Here is a 22,548-nt window from a genome sequence, read left to right on the forward strand (position 1 = left end):
TCGACGCGTGGCAGCCGATTCCTTCGTTCACCTGCACGTGCACAGCGAGTACTCGATGCTCGACGGTGCGGCCCGCATCGGGCCGATGGTGCAGGAGGCGGTCCGCCTCGGCATGCCCGCGCTCGCGGTCACCGACCACGGCAACACCTTCGCCGCGTACGAGTTCTACAAGACCGCGAAAGATGCCGGCATCACCCCGATCATCGGTATCGAGGCCTACGTCACCCCGGGCACCCACCGCACCGACAAGTCCCGGGTGCGCTGGGGCACGCCCGAACAGAACGACGACGACGTGTCGGGTTCGGGCGCATACACCCACATGACGCTGCTCTCCGAGACGACCGAGGGCATGCACAACCTCTTCCGGCTCTCGTCCCGGTCGAGCATGGAGGGCTACTACTTCAAGCCGCGCATGGATCGCGAGCTGCTGCAGACCTACAGCAAGGGGCTCATCGCGACCACGGGCTGCCCGTCCGGCGAGGTGCAGACGCGTCTGCGTCTCGGACAGTACGAGGCGGCGCGCGCCGCGGCTGCCGAGTTCCAGGACATCTTCGGCAAGGAGAACTACTTCGCCGAGATCATGGATCACGGACTCTCCATCGAGCGGCGGGTGATGACCGATCTGCTCAAGATCGCGAAAGACCTCGACATCCCTCTCGTCGCGACGAACGACCTGCACTACACGCACCAGCACGACGCGTCGAGCCACGCGGCGCTCCTGTGCGTGCAGTCCGGCTCGACCCTCGACGACCCGAAACGCTTCAAGTTCGACGGCGACGGCTATTACGTGAAGTCGCCCGCCGAGATGCGGCAGATCTTCCGCGACCACGAGGTCGCGTGCGACAACACGCTGCTGATCGCCGAGCGATGCGACGTGGAGTTCAACACCGCGGCGAACTACATGCCGCGCTTCCCGGTGCCCGAGGGTGAGACCGAGGAGAGCTGGTTCGTCAAGGAGGTCGAGAAGGGTCTCGACTTCCGCTACCCCGACGGCATCCCCGCCGAGGTGCGCGCCCAGGCCGAGTACGAGACCGGCGTGATCGTGCAGATGGGCTTCCCCGGCTACTTCCTCGTCGTCGCCGACTTCATCAACTGGGCGAAGGACAACGGCATCCGGGTGGGTCCGGGCCGCGGGTCCGGCGCGGGGTCCATGGCCGCCTATGCGATGCGCATCACCGACCTCGACCCGCTGCAGCACGGTCTGATCTTCGAGCGGTTCCTCAACCCCGACCGTGTCTCCATGCCCGACTTCGACGTCGACTTCGACGACCGTCGTCGCGCCGAGGTCATCCAGTACGTCACCGAGAAGTACGGCAGCGAGCGCGTCGCCCAGATCGTGACGTACGGCACGATCAAGGCGAAGCAGGCGCTCAAAGACGCCGGCCGGGTGCTGGGCTTCCCGTTCAGCATGGGGGAGAAGCTCACGAAGGCGATGCCGCCCGCGGTCATGGGCAAAGACATGCCGCTCGACGGCATGTTCAACAAGGAGCATCCGCGCTTCAAAGAGGCGAGCGAGTTCCGTGCGCTGATCGACACCGACACGGAAGCCAAGACGGTCTTCGACACGGCCGTCGGGCTCGAGAACCTGAAGCGTCAGTGGGGCGTGCACGCGGCGGGCGTCATCATGTCGTCCGAGCCCCTGATCGACATCATCCCGATCATGCGGCGCGAGCAGGACGGCCAGATCGTCACGCAGTTCGACTACCCCGCGTGCGAGTCCCTCGGGCTCATCAAGATGGACTTCCTGGGGCTGCGCAACCTCACGATCATCAACGACGCCCTCGACAACATCGCCGCCAACCGCGGCGTGCCGCTGGTTCTCGAAGAGCTCGGCCTCGACGACCCGGAGTCGTACGAGCTGCTCGCGCGCGGCGACACGCTCGGCGTGTTCCAGCTCGACGGCGGGCCGATGCGGTCGCTGCTGCGCCTCATGAAGCCCGACAACTTCGAAGACATCTCGGCCGTCATCGCGCTGTACCGGCCCGGACCGATGGGCGCGAACTCGCACACGAACTACGCGCTTCGCAAGAACGGTCTGCAGGAGATCACGCCGATCCATCGCGAGTTCGAGGAGTCGCTCGCCGAGATCCTGAGCACGTCCTACGGCCTGATCATCTATCAGGAGCAGGTCATGGCCATCGCGCAGAAGGTGGCCGGCTTCAGCCTCGGACAGGCCGACATCCTGCGCCGCGCGATGGGCAAGAAGAAGAAATCCGAGCTCGACAAGCAGTTCGAGGGCTTCCAGGCGGGCATGCACGCCAACGGCTATTCGGATGACGCGGTGCAGAAGCTCTGGGAGATCCTGCTCCCGTTCTCGGACTACGCGTTCAACAAGGCGCACTCGGCCGCCTACGGGCTCGTGTCCTACTGGACCGCGTACCTCAAGGCGCACTATCCGGCCGAGTACATGGCCGCCCTGCTCACGAGCGTCGGCGACTCGAAGGACAAGATGGCGCTCTATCTCAACGAGTGCCGTCGCATGGGAATCCGCGTGCTCCCGCCCGACGTCGGACAGTCGATCAACTACTTCGCGGCCGTCGGGGAGGACATCCGCTTCGGCCTCGGCGCGGTGCGCAACGTCGGCTCCAACGTCGTCGACGCGATCGTCCACGCCCGCCGCGACGTCGGCTTCACCTCGTTCCACGACTTCCTCGACAAGGTGCCTGTCCACGCGGCGAACAAGCGCACCGTCGAGTCGCTCATCAAGGCCGGCGCCTTCGACTCGATGGGCAACACCCGTCGCGCGCTGCTGGAGATCCACGAGGACGCCGTCGAGGCGGCCGTCGACATCAAGCGCAAGGAGGCCACGGGCGCCGTGGGCTTCGACTTCGACAGCCTCTACGACGAGGCCGAGGAGGCACTGCCCGCCAAGGTGCCCGAGCGCCCGGAGTGGACGAAGAAGGACAAGCTGGCCTTCGAGCGCGAGATGCTCGGACTGTACGTGTCCGACCACCCGCTCGCGGGCCTGGAGATCCCGCTCGCCAAGCACGCATCGATCGGCATCCACGATCTGCTCGCGTCCGAGGACATCGACGACGGCGCGCAGGTCACCGTGGCGGGTCTGGTGACGAGCGTGCAGCACCGCGTCGCGAAAGCCAGCGGCAACCCGTACGGCATGATCACCGTCGAGGACTTCAACGGCGAGGTCACGGTCATGTTCATGGGCAAGACCTACACCGAGTTCCAGAGCATGCTCCAAGCCGACGCGATCCTCGTGGTGCGGGGGCGCGTGTCACGGCGCGACGACGGGCTCAACCTTCACGCGCAGAGCGCGTTCCAGCCTGACCTCGGCGCCGTCGAGGCATCCGGCCCGCTCGTGCTCGTGCTGAACGAGCAGCGCGCGGGGGAGCGAGTGATCGGCGAGCTCGCCCAGACCCTGCGCCGTCACCCCGGAGACACCGAGGTGGTACTGAAACTGCACCGCGCCGGCACTGCGAAGGTGTTCGAGGTGCCGCATCCGGTCACTGTCACCGCCGACCTGTACGGCGAGCTCAAGGGCCTGCTCGGACCGGGTTGCCTCGGGTGACCCTCGCCCGGTCCACGAGAAGACCGCGCGGATAGGATCGATCCGCCCGCACACCGAGGAGGTCCCGTGACCGACGCCGCCCCCACCGCGCCCGCAGACCGGCCCGACCCCAGCTCGCCCACGCGAGAGCCCGCGCCTACCGCGGTCGCAACGACCTCACCCGCACCGGTCGAGACGGGGGCAGCCGCACCGGATCGCTCGGAGTCGCTCGTCCCGGTCGCGTCGCCGATCGGTGTCGGGCCGTTCTCGGTGCGCGAGGTCGTGCTCGGGGGTGTCTGGTTCCTCGCGTTCGTGATCTCCTTCCTGCCCTATCTTCCGCCGCTGCCCTACCCGATCTGGGCGGTGGGCCTGGACTGGGTGCTGACCGTCGCCGTTCCCACCGTGGCGGTCGGCCTCCTCGCGCTGCGGCGGCTCTCGCCGGGTGCGATCCGACGCGTCGGCTCGCTCGGCCTCGACCAGTTCGCCTCCGTGGCGTTCTCGATCTCGCTCGTCGCCTGGCTCGCCCAGCTCTGGAACGCCGCCGCTGTGGTGCGCACCTACGGCGGCGCACCGTTTGCCCCCGTGATCTGGATCGAGATCGTGCTCGCCCTCGCGGGTGTCGCGCTGACAGTCGCGGCACCGCTGATCCCGTTCGCCAGGGACGATTTCCGGGGACGCGAGCGTGCCGACGCCCATCCGGCGGCCGCCCCCGTCCGGCCCGTCGCACCGCGCCCCGCACGGGTGGCGGTCGTCGCCCGGTCGGTCGCGACAGCCGAGACCGCCGCGCCGGTCGTCGCCTCACCCACCGTCGCGCCGGCCGTGGGTGTGGCCGCCCCCGAGCCGACGCCGAATACCGTGCGCACGGGCCAGCCCTTCTGGGCGCTGCTCCCCGACGAGCGCACGGTGGTCGATGCCGAGGGTGCGCCCGTGTTCACCATCGGTCCGGCCGCATGGGCGCTCGTGATCGAGGACCGCGACGGTGTCTTCGTCGTCCGACATGACGACGGCCGAGTCGGCTTCCTCCACGAATCGGCGGGGGCTGTCCGCGGCTGATCCGCTCGTGCGACGGCGCGCCGGATAAGCTGGAGGGATGCTCCGCACCATCGACCTGCGCGGCCGGCACCTCGGCACCGCCGACCTGCTCGCCGCCGTGCCCCGCGCCACGGCCGCCCGCGCCGAGGCCCTCGCCGCGGCATCCGCTCTCGTCGAGGACGTCGCACACCGCGGTGAAGACGCGCTGCGGGAACAGGCCGACCGGTTCGACGGGGTCACCGACCACGCGATCAGGGTTCCCGCCCACCACCTCACCGAGGCGCTCGATGGTCTCGAGACGCCCGTGCGATCGGCGCTGGAGATCGCGATCGCCCGTGTCCGCCGGGCATCGGCGGCTCAGATTCCGGCATCCTCGGCGGTCGAGCTGGGTGACGGTGCCGTGGTCGCCCAGCGCTGGCAGCCGGTCCGTCGCGTGGGTGTGTACGTTCCGGGCGGCAAAGCGGTCTACCCGTCGAGCGTCGTGATGAACGTCGTTCCCGCTCAGGTCGCCGGCGTCGGCGTCGTCGCGCTCGCCTCGCCCCCGCAGCGGGAGCACGGCGGGCGGGTGCACCCGGTCGTCCTGGCGGCAGCAGCTCTCCTCGGCGTCGACGAGGTCTATGCCATGGGCGGTGCCGGCGCGATCGGCGCCTTCGCGCACGGTGTCGCGACGCTCGACCTCGACCCGGTCGATGTGGTCACCGGTCCGGGCAACAACTTCGTCGCGGCCGCCAAGCGCGCGGTCGCCGGTCTCGTCGGTACCGATGCCGAGGCCGGCGCGACCGAGATCCTCATCGTCGCCGATGGCGACGCCGACGCCGACCTGGTGGCGGCCGACCTCGTCAGTCAGGCCGAGCACGATGAGCAGGCGTCCGCGGTGCTCGTCACCGACAGCGAGCCGCTCGCCGATGCCGTGCGCGACGCCGTTGAGCGTCGCGTCTCGGTCACGAAGCACGGCGATCGCGCCCGGGCAGCGCTGAACGGCGATCAGTCGGCGATCGTGCTGACCGACGGTCTCGAGCAGTCCACCGCGTTCAGCAACGCCTACGCGCCCGAACACCTCGAGCTGCACCTGGTCGCGCCGGATCCCACCGACTTCGTCAACGCGGGAGCGATCTTCGTCGGCCCGTACTCACCGGTGAGCCTGGGTGACTACCTCGCCGGCTCGAACCATGTGCTTCCGACCGGGGGGCAGGCCCGCTACGCCGCCGGCCTGTCGGCGGCGACGTTCCTGCGCCCGCAGCAGGTCATCACCTACGATCGCGACGCGCTCGAGCAGGTGCGCTGGGGGATCGTCACCCTCGCCGATGCGGAGGATCTCCCCGCTCACGGCGAGGCCGTCGAGGCCCGCTTCGAGGCGTAGTCTGTCGCTGCCATGCACTGCCCGTTCTGCCGCCATCCCGACTCCCGGGTGATCGACTCGCGCACCAGCGACGACGGTCTCAGCATCCGTCGTCGCCGCCAGTGCCCGCAGTGCGGCGGTCGGTTCTCCACGATCGAGACGGCGAGCCTCAACGTCATCAAGCGATCCGGTGTCGTCGAGCCGTTCAGTCGCGAGAAAGTCATGTCGGGCGTGCGCAAGGCGTGCCAGGGGCGACCGGTCACCGAGGGCGACCTCGCGTTGCTGGCCCAGGCCGTCGAAGAGGCGGTGCGTCAGACGGGCGCCTCTCAGGTCGACACGAACGAGATCGGCCTCGCGATCCTCGGCCCGCTGCGCGAGCTCGACGAGGTCGCGTACCTGCGGTTCGCGAGCGTCTACCAGGCCTTCGAATCGCTCGAGGACTTCGAGTCATCTATCGCCGCGCTGCGCGCGGACCACGCGTCGCGCCCCGCGCCCCGCGCCGACTGACGGGGTCGCCGGCGGAGCGGCGCGCCCACCGCCGCCCGGTAGCCTGGAGGCGATGTACGCCTTCCTCTTCCGGCATCTGCTCACCCGCATGGACCCGGAGTCCGCCCACCACGCGGCGATGTTCGTGATCCGGGCCCTCGCGGTGCCGCCGCTGTCGTGGATCGCCCGCGCAGTCACCGCTCCGGTGCCCGAGCACGCGCGCGAGGTGCTGGGCCTCCGGTTCGATTCCCCGTTCGGCGTCGCGGCGGGCTTCGACAAGAACGGCACCGCCGCGCTCGGCCTGTTCGCCCTCGGGTTCGGGCATGTCGAGGTCGGCACCGCGACGGCCGTGCCGCAGCCCGGCAATCCGCGACCGCGCCTGTTCCGGCTCGTCGCCGACCGCGCGGTGATCAACCGCATGGGCTTCAACAATGACGGCGCTGCCGCCCTGGCGCGACGGCTGGAGAAGACCCGTCGCCGTCGCCGTCGCCCCGTGATCGGCGTCAACATCGGCAAGAGTCGCGTGGTCGCCGTCGAGGACGCCATCGACGACTACGTCCGCAGCGCGACGCTGCTCGCCCCGCTCGCCGACTATCTCGTCGTCAACGTCTCGTCGCCGAACACGCCCGGGCTTCGCGGGCTGCAGGCGATCGACACGCTGCGCCCGCTGCTCGAGGCGGTGCGGGATGCCGCGGGCGCGGCGCCCGTGCTCGTCAAGATCGCGCCCGATCTCAGCGACGAGGACGCCCTCGGTGTCGCCCGGCTCGCCGTCGACCTCGGACTGGCCGGCATCATCGCCACGAACACGACGATCTCCCGCGAGGGCCTGCGCACCGACCCGGCGATCGTCGCCGCGGCGGGAGACGGCGGGTTGTCCGGTGCCCCGCTCGCCGAGCGCTCGCTCGCGCTCCTGCGCGTGATCCGCGGCGCCGTGCCGGCGTCGTTCGCCGTGATCTCCGTGGGCGGGGTGGAAACGGCGGACGACGTGCAGGCGCGCCTCGACGCAGGGGCAGACCTCGTCCAGGGGTACACGGCGTTCCTCTACCGCGGCCCGCTCTGGGCGCGGCAGATCAACCGCGCGCTGCCGCGGGCCGCGGCATCCGTCTGACGGGTCGTTCCGTCGCAGGAGGGATGCCGCGGGTGCGTGCGCTCAGGAGGGGTACTGACCGCGCTTGACCTGGGCCTTGGGCAGGCGCATGAAGCGCATCTGGATCGAGCGCATCGCTCCATACCAGCCGAGGCCCTTCTCGATGCGGTCGGCGCCGAACTTCCGGCGGGCCGCTCGCTTGATGCGCGCGGAGAGCACGACCATGTCGATGACGGCGAGGGCGACGAACGCCCACAGCGCGATGTAGGAGAAGAACTGGACGGTGGAGTTGTTGACGACCATCGCCAGCAGCACGAGCACCATCGCCGGAAGGATGAGCTCGCCGAGGTGCCATCCGGCGTCGACGTAGTCACGCACGAACCGACGCTGCGGGCCCTTGTCGCGCACCGGCAGGTAGCGCTCCTCGCCGGCCGCCATGCCGACCCGCGCCTTCTCGCGCTGCACGGAGAGCTCCGCGCGGGCGCGGGCCTTCGCCTCCTTGGTGTCCGGCACGAGAGGGCGCTTGCGCGCGGCCTCCTGCTCGGCTCGGGAGGGGGTCGGACGGCCCTTTCCGCTGACGGTGTCGTCGGAGTCCGCACGGGCGTCCTTGGGTGCGGGGGCGGCGGGAGTCTTGGCCACGGTGATTCCTCGGGGTCGAACTGGGGTGTGCTTAAGATTACCCGCATGACCTCCGAGACCGCCCGACGTGATGCCCTCCGCGAATCGGTGGAAGGAGGCATCCCGGCAGCCCTCGCCGATCTCGGCGATCTGGTGCGCATCCCCTCGATCGCCTGGCCCGCGTTCGACCAGTCGCAGGTGCAGCGATCAGCGGACGCCGTGGCAGCCCTCGCGACCGGGACGGGGGTCTTCGACGACGTGCGCGTGGTGCGCGCAGCGATCCCCGGATCCGACGAGCTGGGCCAGCCGGCGGTGCTGGCCACGCGTGCCGCTCGCAACGGCCGACCGACGGTCCTGATGTACGCCCACCACGATGTGCAGCCGACCGGCGATGAGGCGCTCTGGGAGACGCCGCCGTTCGAACCCACGCTTCGAGACGGCCGCCTCTACGGACGGGGAGCCGCCGACGACAAGGCCGGTGTTCTCGTGCACATCGCCGCCGTCCGGGCACTGGCCGAGACGTTCGGCGACGACCTCGACCTCGGCCTCGCGCTGTTCGTCGAGGGCGAGGAGGAGTACGGCTCCCGCTCGTTCGCGCAGTTCCTGTCCGACAACAGGGAGGCGCTGGCGGCCGATGTGATCATCGTGGCCGATTCCGGGAACTGGGATCTCGCGACACCGGGGCTCACGGTCTCGTTGCGGGGCAACGCCCGCTTCACCCTCACCGTGCGCACACTCGACCACGCCTCGCACTCGGGGATGTTCGGGGGAGCGGTGCCGGACGCGACGATGGCCGCCGTCAAGCTCCTCGCGACGCTCTGGGACGATACCGGCGCGGTCGCGGTGCACGGCCTGTTCGAGCGCCACTCCGACACGCCCGAATACACCGAGGCGACGCTTCGCGATGAAGCCGGTCTCCCGGCGGGGGTGCAGCCGGTCGGTACGGGCACGATCCTCAGTCGGATCTGGAACAAGCCGTCGATCACGATCACGGGTATCGATGCGACATCCGTCGCGGCCGCCTCGAACACGCTCGCGCCGGAGATATCGGTCGTCATCAGCGCACGGGTGGCTCCCGGCCAGGGCGCCCGCGAGGCCTACGAGGCGATCGAGGCCCATCTGCGCGCGCACGCGCCCTTCGGAGCAGAGCTCACCTTCGCCGACGTCGACTGCGGAAACGCGTTCCTGGTGGACACCTCCGGCTGGGCGGTCGGGGACGCGCGCGAGGCCTTGGCCGAAGGATACGGCGTCGAGCCGGTCGACATCGGCGTCGGCGGATCGATCCCCTTCATCGCGGACCTGGTCGAGACCTTCCCCGGCGCGCAGATCCTCGTGACAGGTGTCGAGGATCCCCACACCCGCGCCCACAGTCCCAACGAATCCCTGCACGTCGACACGTTCCGGAGCGCGGCGATCTCCGAGGCGCTGCTGCTGGCGAAGGTCGCGACGCGTACGAAGTGACGATTCCGCCCCGGATGCGGGCGGCCCGTCGTAGACTCGGACCAACAGCCCCCCGGGACCCTGTCGAGGAGAAGCCATGACCGATCTCGCAACGCCGACCGAAACGTCCGCCCAGGCGCACGGTGTCGTGCTCACCGACGCCGCCGCCGGCAAGGTGAGGAGCCTTCTCGACCAGGAGGGTCGCGATGACCTCCGCCTGAGGGTCGCCGTGCAGCCCGGTGGCTGCTCGGGCCTGATCTACCAGCTCTACTTCGATGAGCGCTATCTCGACGGCGACCAGACGGTCGACTTCGACGGCGTCGAGGTCATCGTCGACGACATGTCGGTGCCCTACCTCGACGGCGCGACCATCGACTTCAAGGACACCATCTCGGAGCAGGGTTTCACGATCGACAACCCCAACGCATCCGGCTCGTGCGCATGCGGAGACAGTTTCCACTGAGCCCCCTCATAGAAACGGCGCGGCCCCTCGTCACAGACGAGCGAGGCCGCGCCGTTTCGTGTTGAGCGCTGGGCGCGTGGCCTGAATCCGGTGAGAGGTTGCCTTAGACTGAGGAAGCTTCATCCGTCTTCCGAAAGGTGCACCGTGCCTTCACACCGCCGCCTTCGCTGGGTGGCGATTCCCGTCGGGATCGCCGTGGCCGTCTCCCTCGCGGGATGCTCGCCCACCGAGCTTCACGGTTTCCTTCCCGGCTTCACGGAAGACGGCACACCGGCCACCAACCACACCGACATGGTGGCGGCGCTCTGGGTGAACTCCTGGATCGTGCTGCTCGCGGTCGGCATCATCACGTGGGGCCTGATGCTGTGGGCGATCATCGCCTACCGCCGGCGCAAGGGGCAGACCGGCCTCCCGGTGCAGCTGCGGTACAATATGCCGATCGAGATCTTCTACACGATCGTGCCGCTCATCCTCGTGCTGGGCTTCTTCGCCTTCACGGCGCGTGACCAGAACATCCTCGAGACGCAGTACGACAACCCGCAGGTGTCGATCACGGCGATCGGCAAGCAGTGGGCGTGGGACTTCCAGTACGACGGCTCCGACCCGAAGGGTGCCGACGACGTCTGGACGATGGGCATCCAGGCCCAACCCGACGCGCAGGGGAACATCGACCAGTCGCAGCTGCCGACCCTCTACCTCCCGGTCAACGAGACGGTGAAGATCACCCTCCAGTCGCGCGACGTCATCCACTCGTTCTGGATCGTCGACTTCCTCTACAAGAAGGACCTCTTCATCGGCAAGGACAACTCGTGGTCCTTCACTCCGACGCGCGAGGGCACCTACGCCGGGAAGTGCGCGGAGCTCTGCGGCGAGTACCACTCGATGATGCTCTTCAACGTCAAGGTCGTCAGCCAGTCCGAGTACCAGACCTACCTGGCCTCGCTGAAGACCAAGGGTCAGACCGGCCCGATCGATGCGGCGTACGACCGCCTCAACAACCTGCCGGGCACCGGCGCTTCGAGCGAGGGGAACAACTGAGATGGCGACGACGCTTCCGCTCCAGGAGCAGGGTGCACCCCGCGCCCGCACCCTCCCTCCCCGCCAGGCGGCGCTGCTGAGCAGCTCCCGCGTGGAGGAGAAGGGCAACATCATCGTCAAGTGGGTCACCTCCACTGACCACAAGACCATCGGGTACATGTACCTGATCTCGTCGTTCATCTTCTTCCTGCTCGGCGGCGTGATGGCCCTCATCATCCGCGCCGAGCTGTTCGAGCCGGGCATGCAGATCCTTCCGACGAAGGAGCAGTACAACCAGCTCTTCACGATGCACGGCACGATCATGCTGCTGATGTTCGCGACGCCGCTGTTCGCGGGCTTCGCGAACGCGCTGCTGCCGCTGCAGATCGGCGCTCCCGACGTCGCCTTCCCGCGTCTGAACGCGTTCGCCTTCTGGCTGTTCCTGTTCGGCTCCACGATCGCCGTCAGCGGCTTCCTGACGCCGGCGGGTGCGGCATCCTTCGGATGGTTCGCCTATCAACCGCTCGCGAGTGCCTCGTTCACGCCCGGAGCCGGTGGAAATCTCTGGATGCTGGGGCTCGGCCTCAGCGGTTTCGGAACCATCCTCGGCGCGGTGAACTTCATCACCACGGTGATCACGATGCGTGCCCCGGGCATGACGATGTGGCGCATGCCGATCTTCTCGTGGAACGCGCTGATCACGAGCATCCTCGTGCTCATCGCGTTCCCCGTGCTCGCGGCCGCGATGCTCGCCGCCGCCGCCGACCGCGTGCTCGGCGCGCACATCTACGATCCCCACAACGGCGGCGTGCTGCTGTGGCAGCACCTGTTCTGGTTCTTCGGACACCCCGAGGTCTACATCATCGCGCTGCCGTTCTTCGGCATCGTCTCGGAGATCTTCCCCGCGTTCAGCCGCAAGCCGATCTTCGGGTACAAGACGCTGATCTACGCGACCATCTCGATCGCGGCGCTGTCGGTCGCGGTGTGGGCGCACCACATGTACGTCACCGGTTCCGTGCTGCTGCCGTTCTTCGCGCTGATGACGATGCTCATCGCGGTGCCGACGGGTGTGAAGATCTTCAACTGGATCGGCACGATCTGGCGCGGCTCAGTGACGTTCGAGACGCCGATGGTGTTCTCGCTCGGCTTCCTCGTCACGTTCGTGTTCGGCGGCCTGACCGGAGTCATCCTCGCGTCGCCGCCGCTCGACTTCGCGCTGTCCGACTCGTACTTCGTCATCGCGCACTTCCACTACGTCGTGTTCGGCACGGTCGTGTTCGCGATGTTCGCCGGCTTCTACTTCTGGTGGCCGAAGTGGACGGGCAAGATGCTCAACGAGCGCCTCGGGTACGTGCACTTCTGGCTGCTGTTCATCGGCTTCCACACCACGTTCCTCATCCAGCACTGGCTGGGCGTCGACGGGATGCCGCGTCGCTACGCCGACTACTCGGCTGCCGACGGATGGACGTGGGAGAACCAGCTCTCCACGATCGGCTCGATGATCCTCGCCGTCTCCATGATCCCGTTCCTCCTGAACGTCTGGATCACGGCGCGCAAGGCTCCGCGAGTGACCGTCAACGACCCGTGGGGCTACGGAGCGTCGCTCGAGTGGGCGACCAGCTGCCCTCCGCCGCGCCACAACTTCACGTCGATCCCGCGCATCCGCAGCGAGCGTCCGGCGTTCGATCTCAACCACCCCGAGGCGGCGCTGCCGGTCGGTGTCGGTCCTGCGAAGGATGCACCCGATGCCCCCGTCGTCGACCTCGCCTCCGGAGAGGTGAAGTAACCCATGAAGACCAACGTCGGACTGTGGTGGCTGCTCGTCGGCTTCTTCCTGTTCATCACGATCGTCTACACCGGCTGGAACATCCTGGCCCACCCCCAGCTGCCGTGGTACAACGCGGTCGAGTGGGTCGGTTCGGTCGCGCTGCTGTTCGCGAGCGCCATGGCTGCCATGATCGCCTTCTACACGCAGCGCGTGCTCAAGGCTCAGGGCGGCGACCTGCCCGAGGACCGGCTGACCGCCGACATCGACGACGGCGACCCCGAGATCGGCGAGTTCAGCCCCTGGTCGTGGTGGCCCATCGTCCTCGCGGCGTCCGGTGCGATCGCCGTCATCGGTCTCGCGGTCGGCAGCTGGATGGTGCCGGTCGGGTTCGCAGTGTTCCTGGTCGCCATCGTGGGCTGGGTCTACGAGTACTACCGCGGCTACTTCGCGCGCTGAGGTCCATGGCACTGCGTTTCGACGCGGCCGCGGCCTCTGACATCGGCCCGCATCGGTCGACGAATCAGGATGCGGCGTACGCGTCGGCGTGGGCGGCTCTGGTCGCCGACGGCGTCGGCGGCGGCCCGTCCGGCGACCTGGCCTCGGCGGCCCTCGTGCATCGTGTCGTTGCGGGAGGACCGTCGGCTGCTGCGGAGCCCCAGCGCCTCGCCGACCATCTCAGGGTGGCGAACTGGGACCTGCGCGCCCATGTGGAGCGCGAGCCGAAGCTCGCGGGGATGGCCACGACGTTCACGGGGGTCTTCGCAGCTGCGGACGGCTCGGTGCTGCTCGCACATTCCGGCGACTCCCGGGCCTACCTGCTGCGAGACGGCGAGCTGTCCCAGCAGACCAGGGACGACTCGTACGTGCAGGCGCTGGTCGACCACGGCGTGATCTCGGCATCGGATGCCTCGACGCACCCTCGCCGCAACCTCATCACCGCGTCGTTCGCGGGAGCCGAGGGGGACGCTGCGGCGATCGGCGAGCTCGACCCCCGCGAGGGCGACCGCTGGCTGCTGTGCAGCGACGGTCTGAGTGACTACGTCCCGATGGACGACGTCGTACGCGTCCTGCGGACGAGTGCATCACCCCGCGCAGCGGCGGACGCGCTCGTCGCCCTCGCGCTCGAGGCGGGCACGATGGACAACGTCACCGCGGTGGTGTGCGACATCCATCTCGACGAGCCGTCGCCCGCGCGGGAGGGCTCTTTCGTGGGAGCGGCCGCCGAGCGCTTCCAGGAAGGATTGGATGCCGCGGGCTGATCGCTCGCTCACCCGACCGGCGCGCGCACGACCATGACCAGCGGGTCGAACGTGCGCGGGAGCGGCCCCTCGTCGTTCTCGACCGGCTGCCCCTCCCGGACCCAGTACTCGTAGCCGCCGATCATCTCCCGCACCTCGTAGCCGAGCGCCGCGAACTCGCGGGCGCCCCGCACGCCGGCGTTGCAGCCGGGGCTCCAGCAGTAGACGACCACGGGTGTGTCGAGGGGGATCTCCTGCCGCGCCCGATCGGCGATCTGGCGATAGGGGATGTGCACGGCTCCGGTGACGCGCCCTTGCTGCCAGGCCTCGTCGCCTCGTACGTCGACGAGGACGAACCGCTCGCCGGCGCGCTGCGCCGCGTAGACGTCGGAGGGATCGGTCTCATGGCGGAGGCGGGCGTCGAAGTAGTCCGTGCTGGTCATGGTCCGACCGTACCGAGCTGGGAGGTGCGCGCCCAGTCGCGGGTCCGCCACGGGGCGGCGGATTCGCGCCAGAGCAGACATGAGGGAACTCTCATGTGCGGCGGGTGGCCGCGGCATCCCCTCCGCGTTACCGTCAAAGCTGAAAGGCCATTCAGGTGTCGATGGTGACACCGTGACGGGACGACGACGTCCCAGTGAAGGAGATGCCATGCGCGCATCCACGCCCCCTCCCACCCGTCGACGCGGGAGTCTCGCCACCCTCACCGCGGCACTCGCGGCCGCCGTGCTCGTATCCGTGGGCCTCGTCGCGGCATCCGCCCCGCCCGCCCGTGCCGCGTCAGGGACCTGGTCGACCGAGACCATCGCGGGCATGTCGGTGCGCCTCTATACGCCCGCCACGGCCGCCACCGCCGGAGCCGGACGCGCGCTGATGATCAGCCTGCACGGCTGCGTGCAGAAGGCCGCCGACCTGCAGCAGAACGGCAACTGGACCGCCACCGCCGACCGCTACGGCATGGTCGTGGCACTGCCCGACGCGCCGAACGGGGGAGTCGTGCTCGGCTGCTGGGACTATTACGACACGAACCACTCCTCGAGCGCGCCGGCCCGCCACGACGACAACCTGCTCTCGCTCGCCCAGACGCTGTCGGCACGTGCCGCGCTCGGCATCGACCCGGCGCAGGTGTACATCTCGGGGCTGTCGTCCGGCGGTGGCGAGACGATGGTGATGGGTTGCCTCTTCCCACAGGTCTTCGCAGGTGTCGGCATCAACGCGGGCCCGACGGTGGGCACCACGTCGAGCCAGATCGGTTCCGTCGCCACGACGCAGGCCCAGGCGACCCAGACGTGCCGTGCGTTCGCGGGAACGGGAACGGCAGGCTTCGCGACGCAGCTCGCCTCGATCGTCTACGGCAGCAACGACACCACGGTGGCTCCCGGTTACGACACGCTCAACGGGCAGGTGCTCGCCGGAATCTACGGAGCGAGCCAGACCTCGACGTTCTCGCTTGCGGGCCTCGCCGGTACGAACACGCAGGGAAGCGGCACCCTGTTCAGCGATGGGACGGGGCCGCGCGTCTCGGTGATCCAGAACACCGGGCTCGGACACAACTGGCCGGCCGGCGCCGGCTCGGGAGGGACGTACATCTCGGCCAACAGCATCGACTACCCCGCCTACGTCACCTCGTTCTTCTTCGCCAACAACCGCCGCATCGATCGGTCGGCCACCCCGACTCCGACACCGTCGCCCACCGGGTCTGCGACGCCCACGCCCACCCCGACGCCAATCGATGGTTCGTGCGTCACCGCGACGAACGCCGCCCACAAGGCGGCCGGACGCGCGACGAGCTACGGGGTGAACCCCTACAACCCGTACTACGCCCTCGGCTCGCTGGCATACATGGGACAGGGTGATGCGACGACCACCTCGCTGCAGCGGCAGTCGGCGACATCCTGGACCGTCGTCGCCACCTGCGGCTGAGGCATCCGCACCGACGGCGAGGGCCCCGGGACCGCATGGTCCCGGGGCCCTCGCCGTGCCCGAAGGCTACTTCTTGGGGTTCTCGTCGTCTTCCGCGAGGACCGAGGTCGGTCGAGCGGGGATCTCGCCGTGCTGCTCGTCAGCGGGGCGCAGCGGCGCCTCCGGGTGACCGGCACGCTCGTGCGAGGCCTGGATCTCGGCGTCCTCCTCGTGCGCGAGGTGCTCGAGCTCGTGGTGCTGATGCGCCACCGCCTCCTCGAGCTCGGTCTGGGTGACGGGCGCGAGCCGGTCCTCGAAGAACCAGCGCGACAGCGACGCACGGAACTTCTCGTGCCACGGTATCTGGCCCTGAGCGTTGGGACGCACCACCAGCGGCGCGGCCGTCTCGTAGCCCACGAGCTTCCAGCGCTCGTAATCGTCGAGCGGCTGGTGCACCTCGATGAACTCACCACCGGGGAGGCGGACGATTCGTCCGGACTCGTAGCCGTGGAGAGCGATCTCGCGGTCCTTCTTCTGCAGCGCGATGCAGGTGCGCTTCGTGACGAAGTACACGAGGATCGGGCCGAGGATCAGCAGCGCCTGGAGGGTGTGGATGACCCCCTCCATCGTGAGGGAGAAGTGCGTTGCGATGAGGTCGGAGGATGCCGCTGCCCACAGCACCGCGTAGAACGTCACACCCGCCGCGCCGATCGCCGTACGGGTCGCCGCGTTGCGGGGACGCTGAGCGATGTGGTGCTCGCGCTTGTCGCCGGTGATCCACGCCTCGATGAAGGGGTAGATGGCGACGAGCACGATGAAGACCACCAGCACCAGCAGCGGCAGGATGATGTTGAACGACCAGGTGCGGTCGAGCCAGACGAACTCGAGGTGCGGCGGCACGAGACGCAGGGCGCCGTCGGCGAAGCCGATGTACCAGTCGGGCTGCGTGCCGGCCGACACGGGGGAGGGGTCGTACGGTCCGTAGTTCCAGATCGGGTTGATCGTGAACAGGGAGGCGATCAGCACGATCACGCCGAACGTGATGAAGAAGAACCCGCCCATCTTCGACGCGTACACCGGAAGCATCGGGAAGCCCACCACGTTGGAGTTCGTGCGTGCGGGGCCGGCGAACTGGGTGTGCTTGTTGATGATCATGAGCACGAGGTGCAGCGCCAGCAGACCCACCAGGATCGCCGGCAGCAGCAGGATGTGCAGCGTGTAGAGGCGTCCGACGATCGCCTCGCCCGGGAACTCGCCGCCGAACAGCAGGAACGAGATCCACGTGCCGATGAGGGGGATGCCCTTCACCATGCCGTCGATGATGCGCAGACCGTTGCCCGAGAGCAGGTCGTCGGGGAGCGAGTAGCCGGTGAAGCCCTCGCCCATCGCCAGGACGAACAGGATGAATCCGATCACCCAGTTCAGCTCGCGGGGCTTGCGGAACGCCCCGGTGAAGAACACGCGCAGCATGTGCACGCCGATACCGGCGATGAACACGAGTGCTGCCCAGTGGTGGATCTGTCGGACCAGCAGACCGCCGCGCACGTCGAACGAGATGTGCAACGTCGAATCCAGCGCCGCGGACATCGAGATGCCCTTCAGCGGGATGTAGCTGCCGTTGTAGTGCACTTCGGCCATCGACGCCTGGAAGAAGAACGTCAGGAAGGTGCCGGACAGCAGCACCACCACGAAGCTCCACAGCGCGATCTCGCCGAGCATGAACGACCAGTGGTCGGGGAAGATCTTGCGACCGAGCTCCTTGACGAGGCCCGACAGGCTCGTGCGCTCGTCGATGTAGTTCGCCGCGGCGCCGACGAAGCGGCCGCCCAGAGGCTTCTCCTTGGATTCCGCCTGGAACTCAGTGGTTGCGGATGCGGTGCTCAATGACGCTCCCAGAAGCTCGGGCCGACGGGTTCGTGGAAGTCGCTCTGCGCGACGATGTAGCCCTCGCTGTCGACGGCGATCGGCAGCTGCGGCAGCGGACGCGCCGCCGGGCCGAAGATCACCGCGGCGCCGTTCGACACGTCGAACTGCGACTGGTGGCAGGGGCAGAGCAGGTGATGCGTGAGCTGCTCGTACAGCGCGACGGGGCAGCCGACGTGCGTGCAGACCTTGGAGTACGCGACGATGCCGTCGTACGACCAGGACTTGCGGTCATCGGCCTCGTGCAGCTGGTCGAGCGGAAGGCGCATGAGGAGCACGATCGCCTTGGCCTTCTCGTCGAGGTAGCCGTCGGCGTGCGACAGCTGTGCGAGGGGCTCGGGAATGACGTGGAAGGCGGAGCCGATGGTGACATCCGACGCCTTGATCGGAACGCCGCTCGGGTCGTGCGCCAGACGCATGCCCTGCTTCCACATGGTGTGGCTGAGGGCCTCCACCGGGTCGACGTCCTGAGGTGCGAGCCCGCGGAAGAGGGTGATGCCCGGCAGGATCGAGGCGATGACGGCGGCGAACAGCGAGTTGCGGATCATCGCGCGTCGGCCGAAGCCGGACTCCTCGTTCGCGGCAGCGAACGCGGCGACCGCGCCCTCGCGCGTCGTGTCGCGACCGCGCGTGGCGTGACGGGGCTCGATGTGCTCCTTGTCCGACATGATCGCCTTAGACCAGTGGATCGCGCCGATGCCGATCGCGAGCAGGGCGAGGGCGATGCCGAGGCCGACGAAGAGGTTGTTGTCGCGCACCGCGATGAGCGAGTGGTCTTCGATCGGGAAGAGCATGTACGCCGCGATGGCCCAGATGGAGCCGGCGAGCGACAGGTAGAACAGGATGTAGACCGTGCGGACGGCCCGCTTCAGCGCGGCCGGGTCCTTGTCGGTCATCCGCTCACGGTGCGGCGGGAGGCCCGGGTTGGTCACCGGGTCCGTCTCGGCCACGGCGAGACCGCTCGACGGCTTCCAGGAAGCCCTCTCGTGCTCGAGCGGATCGACCTCGTGTGCCATGGTGCTCCTCGTACGTTACGTCTGCTGTGCTGTGTTGGTGCGGGTCAGTTGGACTTCGCGGTGATCCACACCGTGATGGCGATCAGGGCGCCGATTCCGAAGATCCAGATGAACAGACCCTCAGAGACCGGGCCGAGCCCGCCCAGGTCGTAGCCGCCCGGCGAGTCGTTCTGCTGCAGGTAGAGCAGGGCGGAGATGATGTCGCGCTTGTCCTCGGGGCTCAGGTTCATGTTGTTGAACACCGGCATGTTCTGCGGTCCCGTGACCATGGCCGCGTACATGTTGAGCGCCGTCGTGGAGTGCAGGCTCGGGGCGTACTTGCCCTCGGTGAGCGCGCCGCCGGCACCGGCCACGTTGTGGCACATGGCGCAGTTGATGCGGAACAGTTCCGCGCCGTGCGCGACATCGCCCTGACCGTCGAGGATCTGCGACTCGGGGTAGGTGGGGCCGGGGGAGACCGACTGCACATAGGCCGCGAGGGCTGCGATCTCGTCGTCGGTGAACTGCACCGGCTTCTGCGGAGCCTGCGGCGAGTTGGCCTGCATGGGCATGCGGCCGGTCGAGACCTGGAAGTGCACGGCGAGCTCGCCGACGCCGAGCAGCGACGGTCCGTTCGCGGTGCCCTGGAGGTCGAGACCGTGGCAGGTGGCGCAGTTCGCCTGGAAGAGCTTCTTGCCGTCGTCGACGGTGAGGGTCGACGCCTTGGTGCTCGTGCTCGTCTGGTCGGTGGTCGCGGCGACGGCTGCCGAGGCGCCGGCGTAGATGCCGCCGGTCAGCAGGAGTCCGATTCCGATCAGCGCGGCAGCGGCCAGGGGGCTGCGACGGCCTGCTTTGCGGGGCTTGGGGGTACGTGCCATGAAGGTGCCGCTCCAGTTACTTCAGGAAGTAGATGACGCCGAACAGCACGAGCCACACGACATCGACGAAGTGCCAGTAGTACGAGACGACGATCGCCGTCGTCATCTCCTTCCGGCCGAAGTTCTTAACCGCGTAGGCGCGACCGATCGTCAGCAGGAAGGCGATGAGGCCGCCCGTGACGTGCATGGCGTGGAAGCCGGTGGTCAGGTAGAACGCGGAGGCGTAGGCGTTGGCCGTGATGGGCATGCCCTCGGTGACGAGCTGGGCGTACTCCCACACCTGACCGGAGACGAAGACCGCACCGAGCGCGAACGAGAGGAAGAACCACTCGGTCATGCCCCATCCGAGGATGCCGCGCTTCTTCGTCGAATACGGCTGCAGGCGCTCGGCGGCGAACACACCCATCTGGCAGGTCACCGACGAGAGCACGAGGATGACCGTGTTCACCGTCGCGAAGGGGATGTTCAGGTGAGCGCTGTTCTCGGCCCACAGCTCCGGCGACGTGCTGCGCAGCGTGAAGTAGATCGCGAACAGGCCGGCGAAGAACATGACCTCGCTACCGAGCCAGACGATGGTTCCGACGGCGACAGGGTCGGGGCGCTTCACTGTGCGCAGAGCCTGGGAGTACGTCGCTGGGGTCGTCACGCTCCCCATTATGACCGATGTTGCGGGCCGAGTATTGCACCCGCGAGGTTGGCGGAGCCCGTGGCGCGACTGAGGGAAACCTAAGTAGCAGCGGCGAAGCGCCTTCGGAAAACCGAGGTGCGGCGTGCACGCCGCCCGCCCTGCCGCGGCGGGGCCCGACCGGCCGCCTTCAGTAGGATCGAAGCCGTGTCGACCTCTCCCTCGTGGCCTTCGATCCTGACCGCCCTCCTCGCCGGCGAGAACCTCAGCGTGTCGGAGTCGACGTGGGCCATGCAGGAGATCATGGCGGGACGCGCGACCCCCTCCCAGCTCGCCGGATTCCTCGTCGCCCTGCGCGCGAAGGGTGAGACCGTCGACGAGGTCGTGGGCTTCCGCGACGCGATCCTCGACGCCGCCCTTCCGCTGCCCGTACCCGCCGCCGTGCTCGACATCGTTGGCACCGGCGGAGACCGTTGGGGCACGGTCAACATCTCGTCGATGTCGGCCGTCGTGGCCGCGGCATCCGGAGTGCCGGTGGTCAAGCACGGCAACAAGGCCGCCAGTTCCAAGTCGGGCTCGTCCGACGTGCTCTCGGCCCTCGGCGTCGATCTCACCCTCGCGCCCGACGAGGTCGCCGAGGTGCTCGGCGAGGCGGGCATCACGTTCGCCTTCGCGGCCGCCTTCCACCCCGGGTTCCGTCACGCCGGTCCGACGCGGGCGGAACTCGGCATCCCGACCGTCTTCAACTTCCTCGGACCGCTCTGCAACCCGGCGCGGGCCGAGGCGAACGCCGTCGGCGTCGCGACTCTCGACCGCGTGCCGCTGATCACGGGCGTCTTCCGCACCCGCGGCGCCACCGCGCTCGTGTTCCGCGGCGACGACGGGCTCGACGAACTCACCACGACCGGCCACAGCCGCATCTGGGAGGTCTCGCTCGGCGATGTGCACGAGCACGACCTCGACCCGCGCGACATCGGCATCCCGCGCGCTCGCATCGAGGACCTTCTGGGCGGCGACCCCGTGCACAACGCGGACGTCGTCCGCCGCACTCTCTCCGGTGAGACCGGTCCGGTGCGGGACATCGTGCTGCTGAACACGGCCGCCGGCATCGTCGCCTACCGTCTGTTCCAGCAGCCCACCGAGGCCCACCGGCCGATCCTCGACCGGCTCGCCGAGGCCGTGGAGCTCGCCGGAGCCGCCATCGACGACGGGCGCGCGACCGCGACGCTCGAGCGGTGGGTCGACGCGACGCAGCGTCGCTCGGCCTGACGGCGCGCCGCTCAGCCCGGTTCTGTGCCGGTCGGCTCCGCTCAGCCCGCGGTCGCCGCCAGGGCGTCCGCGGCGCGACGGAACGACGTACCGATGCGCCAGGTCTCCACGAACGCGGCGCTCTCGTCGGGGTCGGGAACGTGGAGTCGCTGCGGCCGGGGGAGGGGAAGGTCGCGGACGACCCGCACCACGGTAGGGGCGACGGCGAGGTAGTCGGCGCCCGCGAGCACCTTCTTCGCGACGCCGGGGGTCATGCCGCGTGTCTCGGCGGCGGCCGCGGTGATTCCGGCGAGGTCGCCGTGGGCCGCGAGCAGCGTCGCCGCCGATTTCTCCCCGATGCCGGCGACGCCGGGCAGCCCGTCCGAGGAATCGCCGCGCAGCGTCGCGAAATCCGCGTACTGGTCGGCGTGTACGCCGTAGCGCGCCACGATGTCCGCGTCGCGCAGCTGTTCGAGGTTCGACATGCCGCGTGCGGTGTAGACGACCGTCACGTCCGCGTCGTCGTCGATGAGCTGGAAGAGGTCGCGGTCGCCTGTGACGACGTCGACCGGCAGGCCCGCGCCGGTCGCGAGGGTGCCGATCACGTCGTCGGCCTCGTGCTCGGCCGCACCGACGATCGGGATGCCGAGGCGCGTGAGCGCCTCGCGGATGATCGGCACCTGGCGCTCGAGCGGATCGGGCACCTCCTCCACGTCGGTGCCGCCGGCCACCACCTCCACGACGCGGTGCGTCTTGTAGCTCGGAATCAGCTCGACGCGCCACCGCGGACGCCAGTCGTCGTCCCAGCAGGCGACGAGGTGCGTCGGAGAGTAGAGCCGAGGCGCGCAATCGAGTCGAGGAGGCCCCGCACGGCGTTCACCGGCGTGCCGTCGGCGGCGGTCACGGACTCCGGCACCCCGTAGAACGCGCGGAAGTAGAGGCTGGCGGTGTCCAGGAGCATGAGTCGATCGGATGCCGCGGCCA

19 protein-coding genes and 1 pseudogene are annotated in these 22,548 nt (G+C 68.8%); 13 read left to right on the plus strand and 7 right to left on the minus strand.

Annotated features, from left to right (window positions below; genetic code table 11):
* Positions 1 to 7 precede the first annotated feature (7 nt).
* The 5 genes from dnaE (at position 8) to RR49_RS06410 (ending at position 7,470) form a co-directional block, all read left to right on the plus strand.
* On the plus strand, positions 8 to 3,526 hold the full coding sequence (gene dnaE, locus RR49_RS06390) for a DNA polymerase III subunit alpha (protein WP_084603823.1): 3,519 nt from the start codon (positions 8 to 10) through the stop codon (positions 3,524 to 3,526).
* A 66-nt stretch (positions 3,527 to 3,592) separates the two neighbouring features.
* Positions 3,593 to 4,558 carry a hypothetical protein gene (locus RR49_RS06395; RefSeq protein ID WP_048809151.1) on the plus strand — a complete coding sequence of 322 codons (966 nt, stop codon included), beginning with the start codon at positions 3,593 to 3,595 and terminating at the stop codon, positions 4,556 to 4,558.
* Positions 4,559 to 4,595: 37 nt separating this feature from the next.
* Positions 4,596 to 5,897, plus strand: coding sequence for a histidinol dehydrogenase (gene hisD, locus RR49_RS06400; RefSeq protein ID WP_045247243.1), 1,302 nt, complete (start codon positions 4,596 to 4,598; stop codon positions 5,895 to 5,897).
* A gap of 12 nt (positions 5,898 to 5,909) precedes the next feature.
* On the plus strand, positions 5,910 to 6,383 hold the full coding sequence (gene nrdR / locus RR49_RS06405; RefSeq protein ID WP_045247244.1) for a transcriptional regulator NrdR: 474 nt from the start codon (positions 5,910 to 5,912) through the stop codon (positions 6,381 to 6,383).
* A gap of 52 nt (positions 6,384 to 6,435) precedes the next feature.
* The gene (locus RR49_RS06410; protein ID WP_045247245.1) at positions 6,436 to 7,470 is read left to right on the plus strand and encodes a quinone-dependent dihydroorotate dehydrogenase; all 1,035 of its coding nucleotides are present in this window, start codon (positions 6,436 to 6,438) and stop codon (positions 7,468 to 7,470) included.
* A 42-nt stretch (positions 7,471 to 7,512) separates the two neighbouring features.
* Here RR49_RS06410 and RR49_RS06415 read toward each other — a convergent pair whose 3' ends face one another.
* On the minus strand, positions 7,513 to 8,088 hold the full coding sequence (locus RR49_RS06415) for a DUF3043 domain-containing protein (RefSeq protein WP_045247246.1): 576 nt from the start codon (positions 8,086 to 8,088) through the stop codon (positions 7,513 to 7,515).
* A 45-nt stretch (positions 8,089 to 8,133) separates the two neighbouring features.
* Here RR49_RS06415 and RR49_RS06420 point away from each other — a divergent pair, with 45 nt between their 5' ends.
* From RR49_RS06420 to RR49_RS06445, 6 genes are all read left to right on the plus strand, one after another.
* Positions 8,134 to 9,528 carry a dipeptidase gene (locus tag RR49_RS06420; RefSeq protein WP_045247247.1) on the plus strand — a complete coding sequence of 465 codons (1,395 nt, stop codon included), beginning with the start codon at positions 8,134 to 8,136 and terminating at the stop codon, positions 9,526 to 9,528.
* A 76-nt stretch (positions 9,529 to 9,604) separates the two neighbouring features.
* A complete protein-coding gene (gene erpA, locus RR49_RS06425; protein ID WP_045247248.1) occupies positions 9,605 to 9,970 on the plus strand; it encodes an iron-sulfur cluster insertion protein ErpA in 366 nt (121 codons plus the stop codon).
* Positions 9,971 to 10,114: 144 nt separating this feature from the next.
* Positions 10,115 to 11,008 (plus strand): aa3-type cytochrome oxidase subunit II, encoded by an 894-nt coding sequence (gene ctaC / locus RR49_RS06430; protein ID WP_045247249.1) that lies wholly within the window; start codon positions 10,115 to 10,117, stop codon positions 11,006 to 11,008.
* A 1-nt stretch (position 11,009) separates the two neighbouring features.
* Positions 11,010 to 12,773, plus strand: coding sequence for an aa3-type cytochrome oxidase subunit I (gene ctaD, locus RR49_RS06435; RefSeq protein WP_045247250.1), 1,764 nt, complete (start codon positions 11,010 to 11,012; stop codon positions 12,771 to 12,773).
* A gap of 3 nt (positions 12,774 to 12,776) precedes the next feature.
* A complete protein-coding gene (locus RR49_RS06440) occupies positions 12,777 to 13,211 on the plus strand; it encodes a cytochrome c oxidase subunit 4 (protein WP_045247251.1) in 435 nt (144 codons plus the stop codon).
* 5 nt (positions 13,212 to 13,216) lie between these two features.
* Positions 13,217 to 14,014 (plus strand): PP2C family protein-serine/threonine phosphatase, encoded by a 798-nt coding sequence (locus RR49_RS06445; RefSeq protein WP_045247252.1) that lies wholly within the window; start codon positions 13,217 to 13,219, stop codon positions 14,012 to 14,014.
* 8 nt (positions 14,015 to 14,022) lie between these two features.
* Here RR49_RS06445 and RR49_RS06450 read toward each other — a convergent pair whose 3' ends face one another.
* On the minus strand, positions 14,023 to 14,436 hold the full coding sequence (locus RR49_RS06450) for a rhodanese-like domain-containing protein (RefSeq protein ID WP_045247253.1): 414 nt from the start codon (positions 14,434 to 14,436) through the stop codon (positions 14,023 to 14,025).
* Positions 14,437 to 14,644: 208 nt separating this feature from the next.
* On the opposite strand from RR49_RS06450, the gene RR49_RS06455 reads away from it, so the two are divergent.
* A complete protein-coding gene (locus tag RR49_RS06455) occupies positions 14,645 to 15,916 on the plus strand; it encodes an extracellular catalytic domain type 1 short-chain-length polyhydroxyalkanoate depolymerase (protein ID WP_045247254.1) in 1,272 nt (423 codons plus the stop codon).
* A gap of 66 nt (positions 15,917 to 15,982) precedes the next feature.
* Here RR49_RS06455 and qcrB read toward each other — a convergent pair whose 3' ends face one another.
* From qcrB to ctaE, 4 genes are read right to left on the minus strand one after another with little or no spacing between them, the layout of a single operon-like run.
* Positions 15,983 to 17,779, minus strand: a complete 1,797-nt coding sequence (gene qcrB / locus RR49_RS06460; RefSeq protein ID WP_045247255.1) for a cytochrome bc1 complex cytochrome b subunit — start codon at positions 17,777 to 17,779, stop codon at positions 15,983 to 15,985.
* Positions 17,776 to 18,834: a cytochrome bc1 complex Rieske iron-sulfur subunit gene (gene qcrA, locus RR49_RS06465; protein WP_045247256.1), complete on the minus strand. Its 1,059-nt coding sequence runs from the start codon at positions 18,832 to 18,834 to the stop codon at positions 17,776 to 17,778. The genes qcrB and qcrA overlap by 4 nt, the downstream gene beginning before the upstream one ends.
* A 44-nt stretch (positions 18,835 to 18,878) precedes the next feature.
* The gene (qcrC, locus tag RR49_RS06470) at positions 18,879 to 19,691 is read right to left on the minus strand and encodes a cytochrome bc1 complex diheme cytochrome c subunit (RefSeq protein ID WP_045247257.1); all 813 of its coding nucleotides are present in this window, start codon (positions 19,689 to 19,691) and stop codon (positions 18,879 to 18,881) included.
* A 16-nt stretch (positions 19,692 to 19,707) separates the two neighbouring features.
* A complete protein-coding gene (ctaE, locus tag RR49_RS06475) occupies positions 19,708 to 20,346 on the minus strand; it encodes an aa3-type cytochrome oxidase subunit III (RefSeq protein ID WP_045247258.1) in 639 nt (212 codons plus the stop codon).
* Positions 20,347 to 20,523: 177 nt separating this feature from the next.
* Here ctaE and trpD point away from each other — a divergent pair, with 177 nt between their 5' ends.
* On the plus strand, positions 20,524 to 21,585 hold the full coding sequence (gene trpD, locus RR49_RS06480; protein ID WP_045247259.1) for an anthranilate phosphoribosyltransferase: 1,062 nt from the start codon (positions 20,524 to 20,526) through the stop codon (positions 21,583 to 21,585).
* 41 nt (positions 21,586 to 21,626) lie between these two features.
* Here the strand turns inward: trpD and RR49_RS06485 are convergent.
* Positions 21,627 to 22,525, minus strand: a pseudogene (locus tag RR49_RS06485) (5'-3' exonuclease).
* Positions 22,526 to 22,548: the final 23 nt, after the last annotated feature.

The sequence above is a fragment of the Microbacterium ginsengisoli genome, from assembly GCF_000956535.1.
Taxonomy (GTDB): domain Bacteria; phylum Actinomycetota; class Actinomycetes; order Actinomycetales; family Microbacteriaceae; genus Microbacterium; species Microbacterium ginsengisoli.

Coding starts and splice junctions, on each gene's coding strand:
- nrdR (WP_045247244.1), top strand. CDS start 5,910: ATGCACTGCCCGTTCTGCCGCCATCCCGACTCCCGGGTGATCGACTCG.
- RR49_RS06455 (WP_045247254.1), top strand. CDS start 14,645: ATGCGCGCATCCACGCCCCCTCCCACCCGTCGACGCGGGAGTCTCGCC.
- ctaE (WP_045247258.1), bottom strand. CDS start 20,346: ATGGGGAGCGTGACGACCCCAGCGACGTACTCCCAGGCTCTGCGCACA.
- RR49_RS06450 (WP_045247253.1), bottom strand. CDS start 14,436: ATGACCAGCACGGACTACTTCGACGCCCGCCTCCGCCATGAGACCGAT.
- RR49_RS06440 (WP_045247251.1), top strand. CDS start 12,777: ATGAAGACCAACGTCGGACTGTGGTGGCTGCTCGTCGGCTTCTTCCTG.
- qcrA (WP_045247256.1), bottom strand. CDS start 18,834: ATGGCACACGAGGTCGATCCGCTCGAGCACGAGAGGGCTTCCTGGAAG.
- qcrC (WP_045247257.1), bottom strand. CDS start 19,691: ATGGCACGTACCCCCAAGCCCCGCAAAGCAGGCCGTCGCAGCCCCCTG.
- erpA (WP_045247248.1), top strand. CDS start 9,605: ATGACCGATCTCGCAACGCCGACCGAAACGTCCGCCCAGGCGCACGGT.
- RR49_RS06410 (WP_045247245.1), top strand. CDS start 6,436: ATGTACGCCTTCCTCTTCCGGCATCTGCTCACCCGCATGGACCCGGAG.
- hisD (WP_045247243.1), top strand. CDS start 4,596: ATGCTCCGCACCATCGACCTGCGCGGCCGGCACCTCGGCACCGCCGAC.
- ctaD (WP_045247250.1), top strand. CDS start 11,010: ATGGCGACGACGCTTCCGCTCCAGGAGCAGGGTGCACCCCGCGCCCGC.
- RR49_RS06445 (WP_045247252.1), top strand. CDS start 13,217: ATGGCACTGCGTTTCGACGCGGCCGCGGCCTCTGACATCGGCCCGCAT.
- RR49_RS06420 (WP_045247247.1), top strand. CDS start 8,134: ATGACCTCCGAGACCGCCCGACGTGATGCCCTCCGCGAATCGGTGGAA.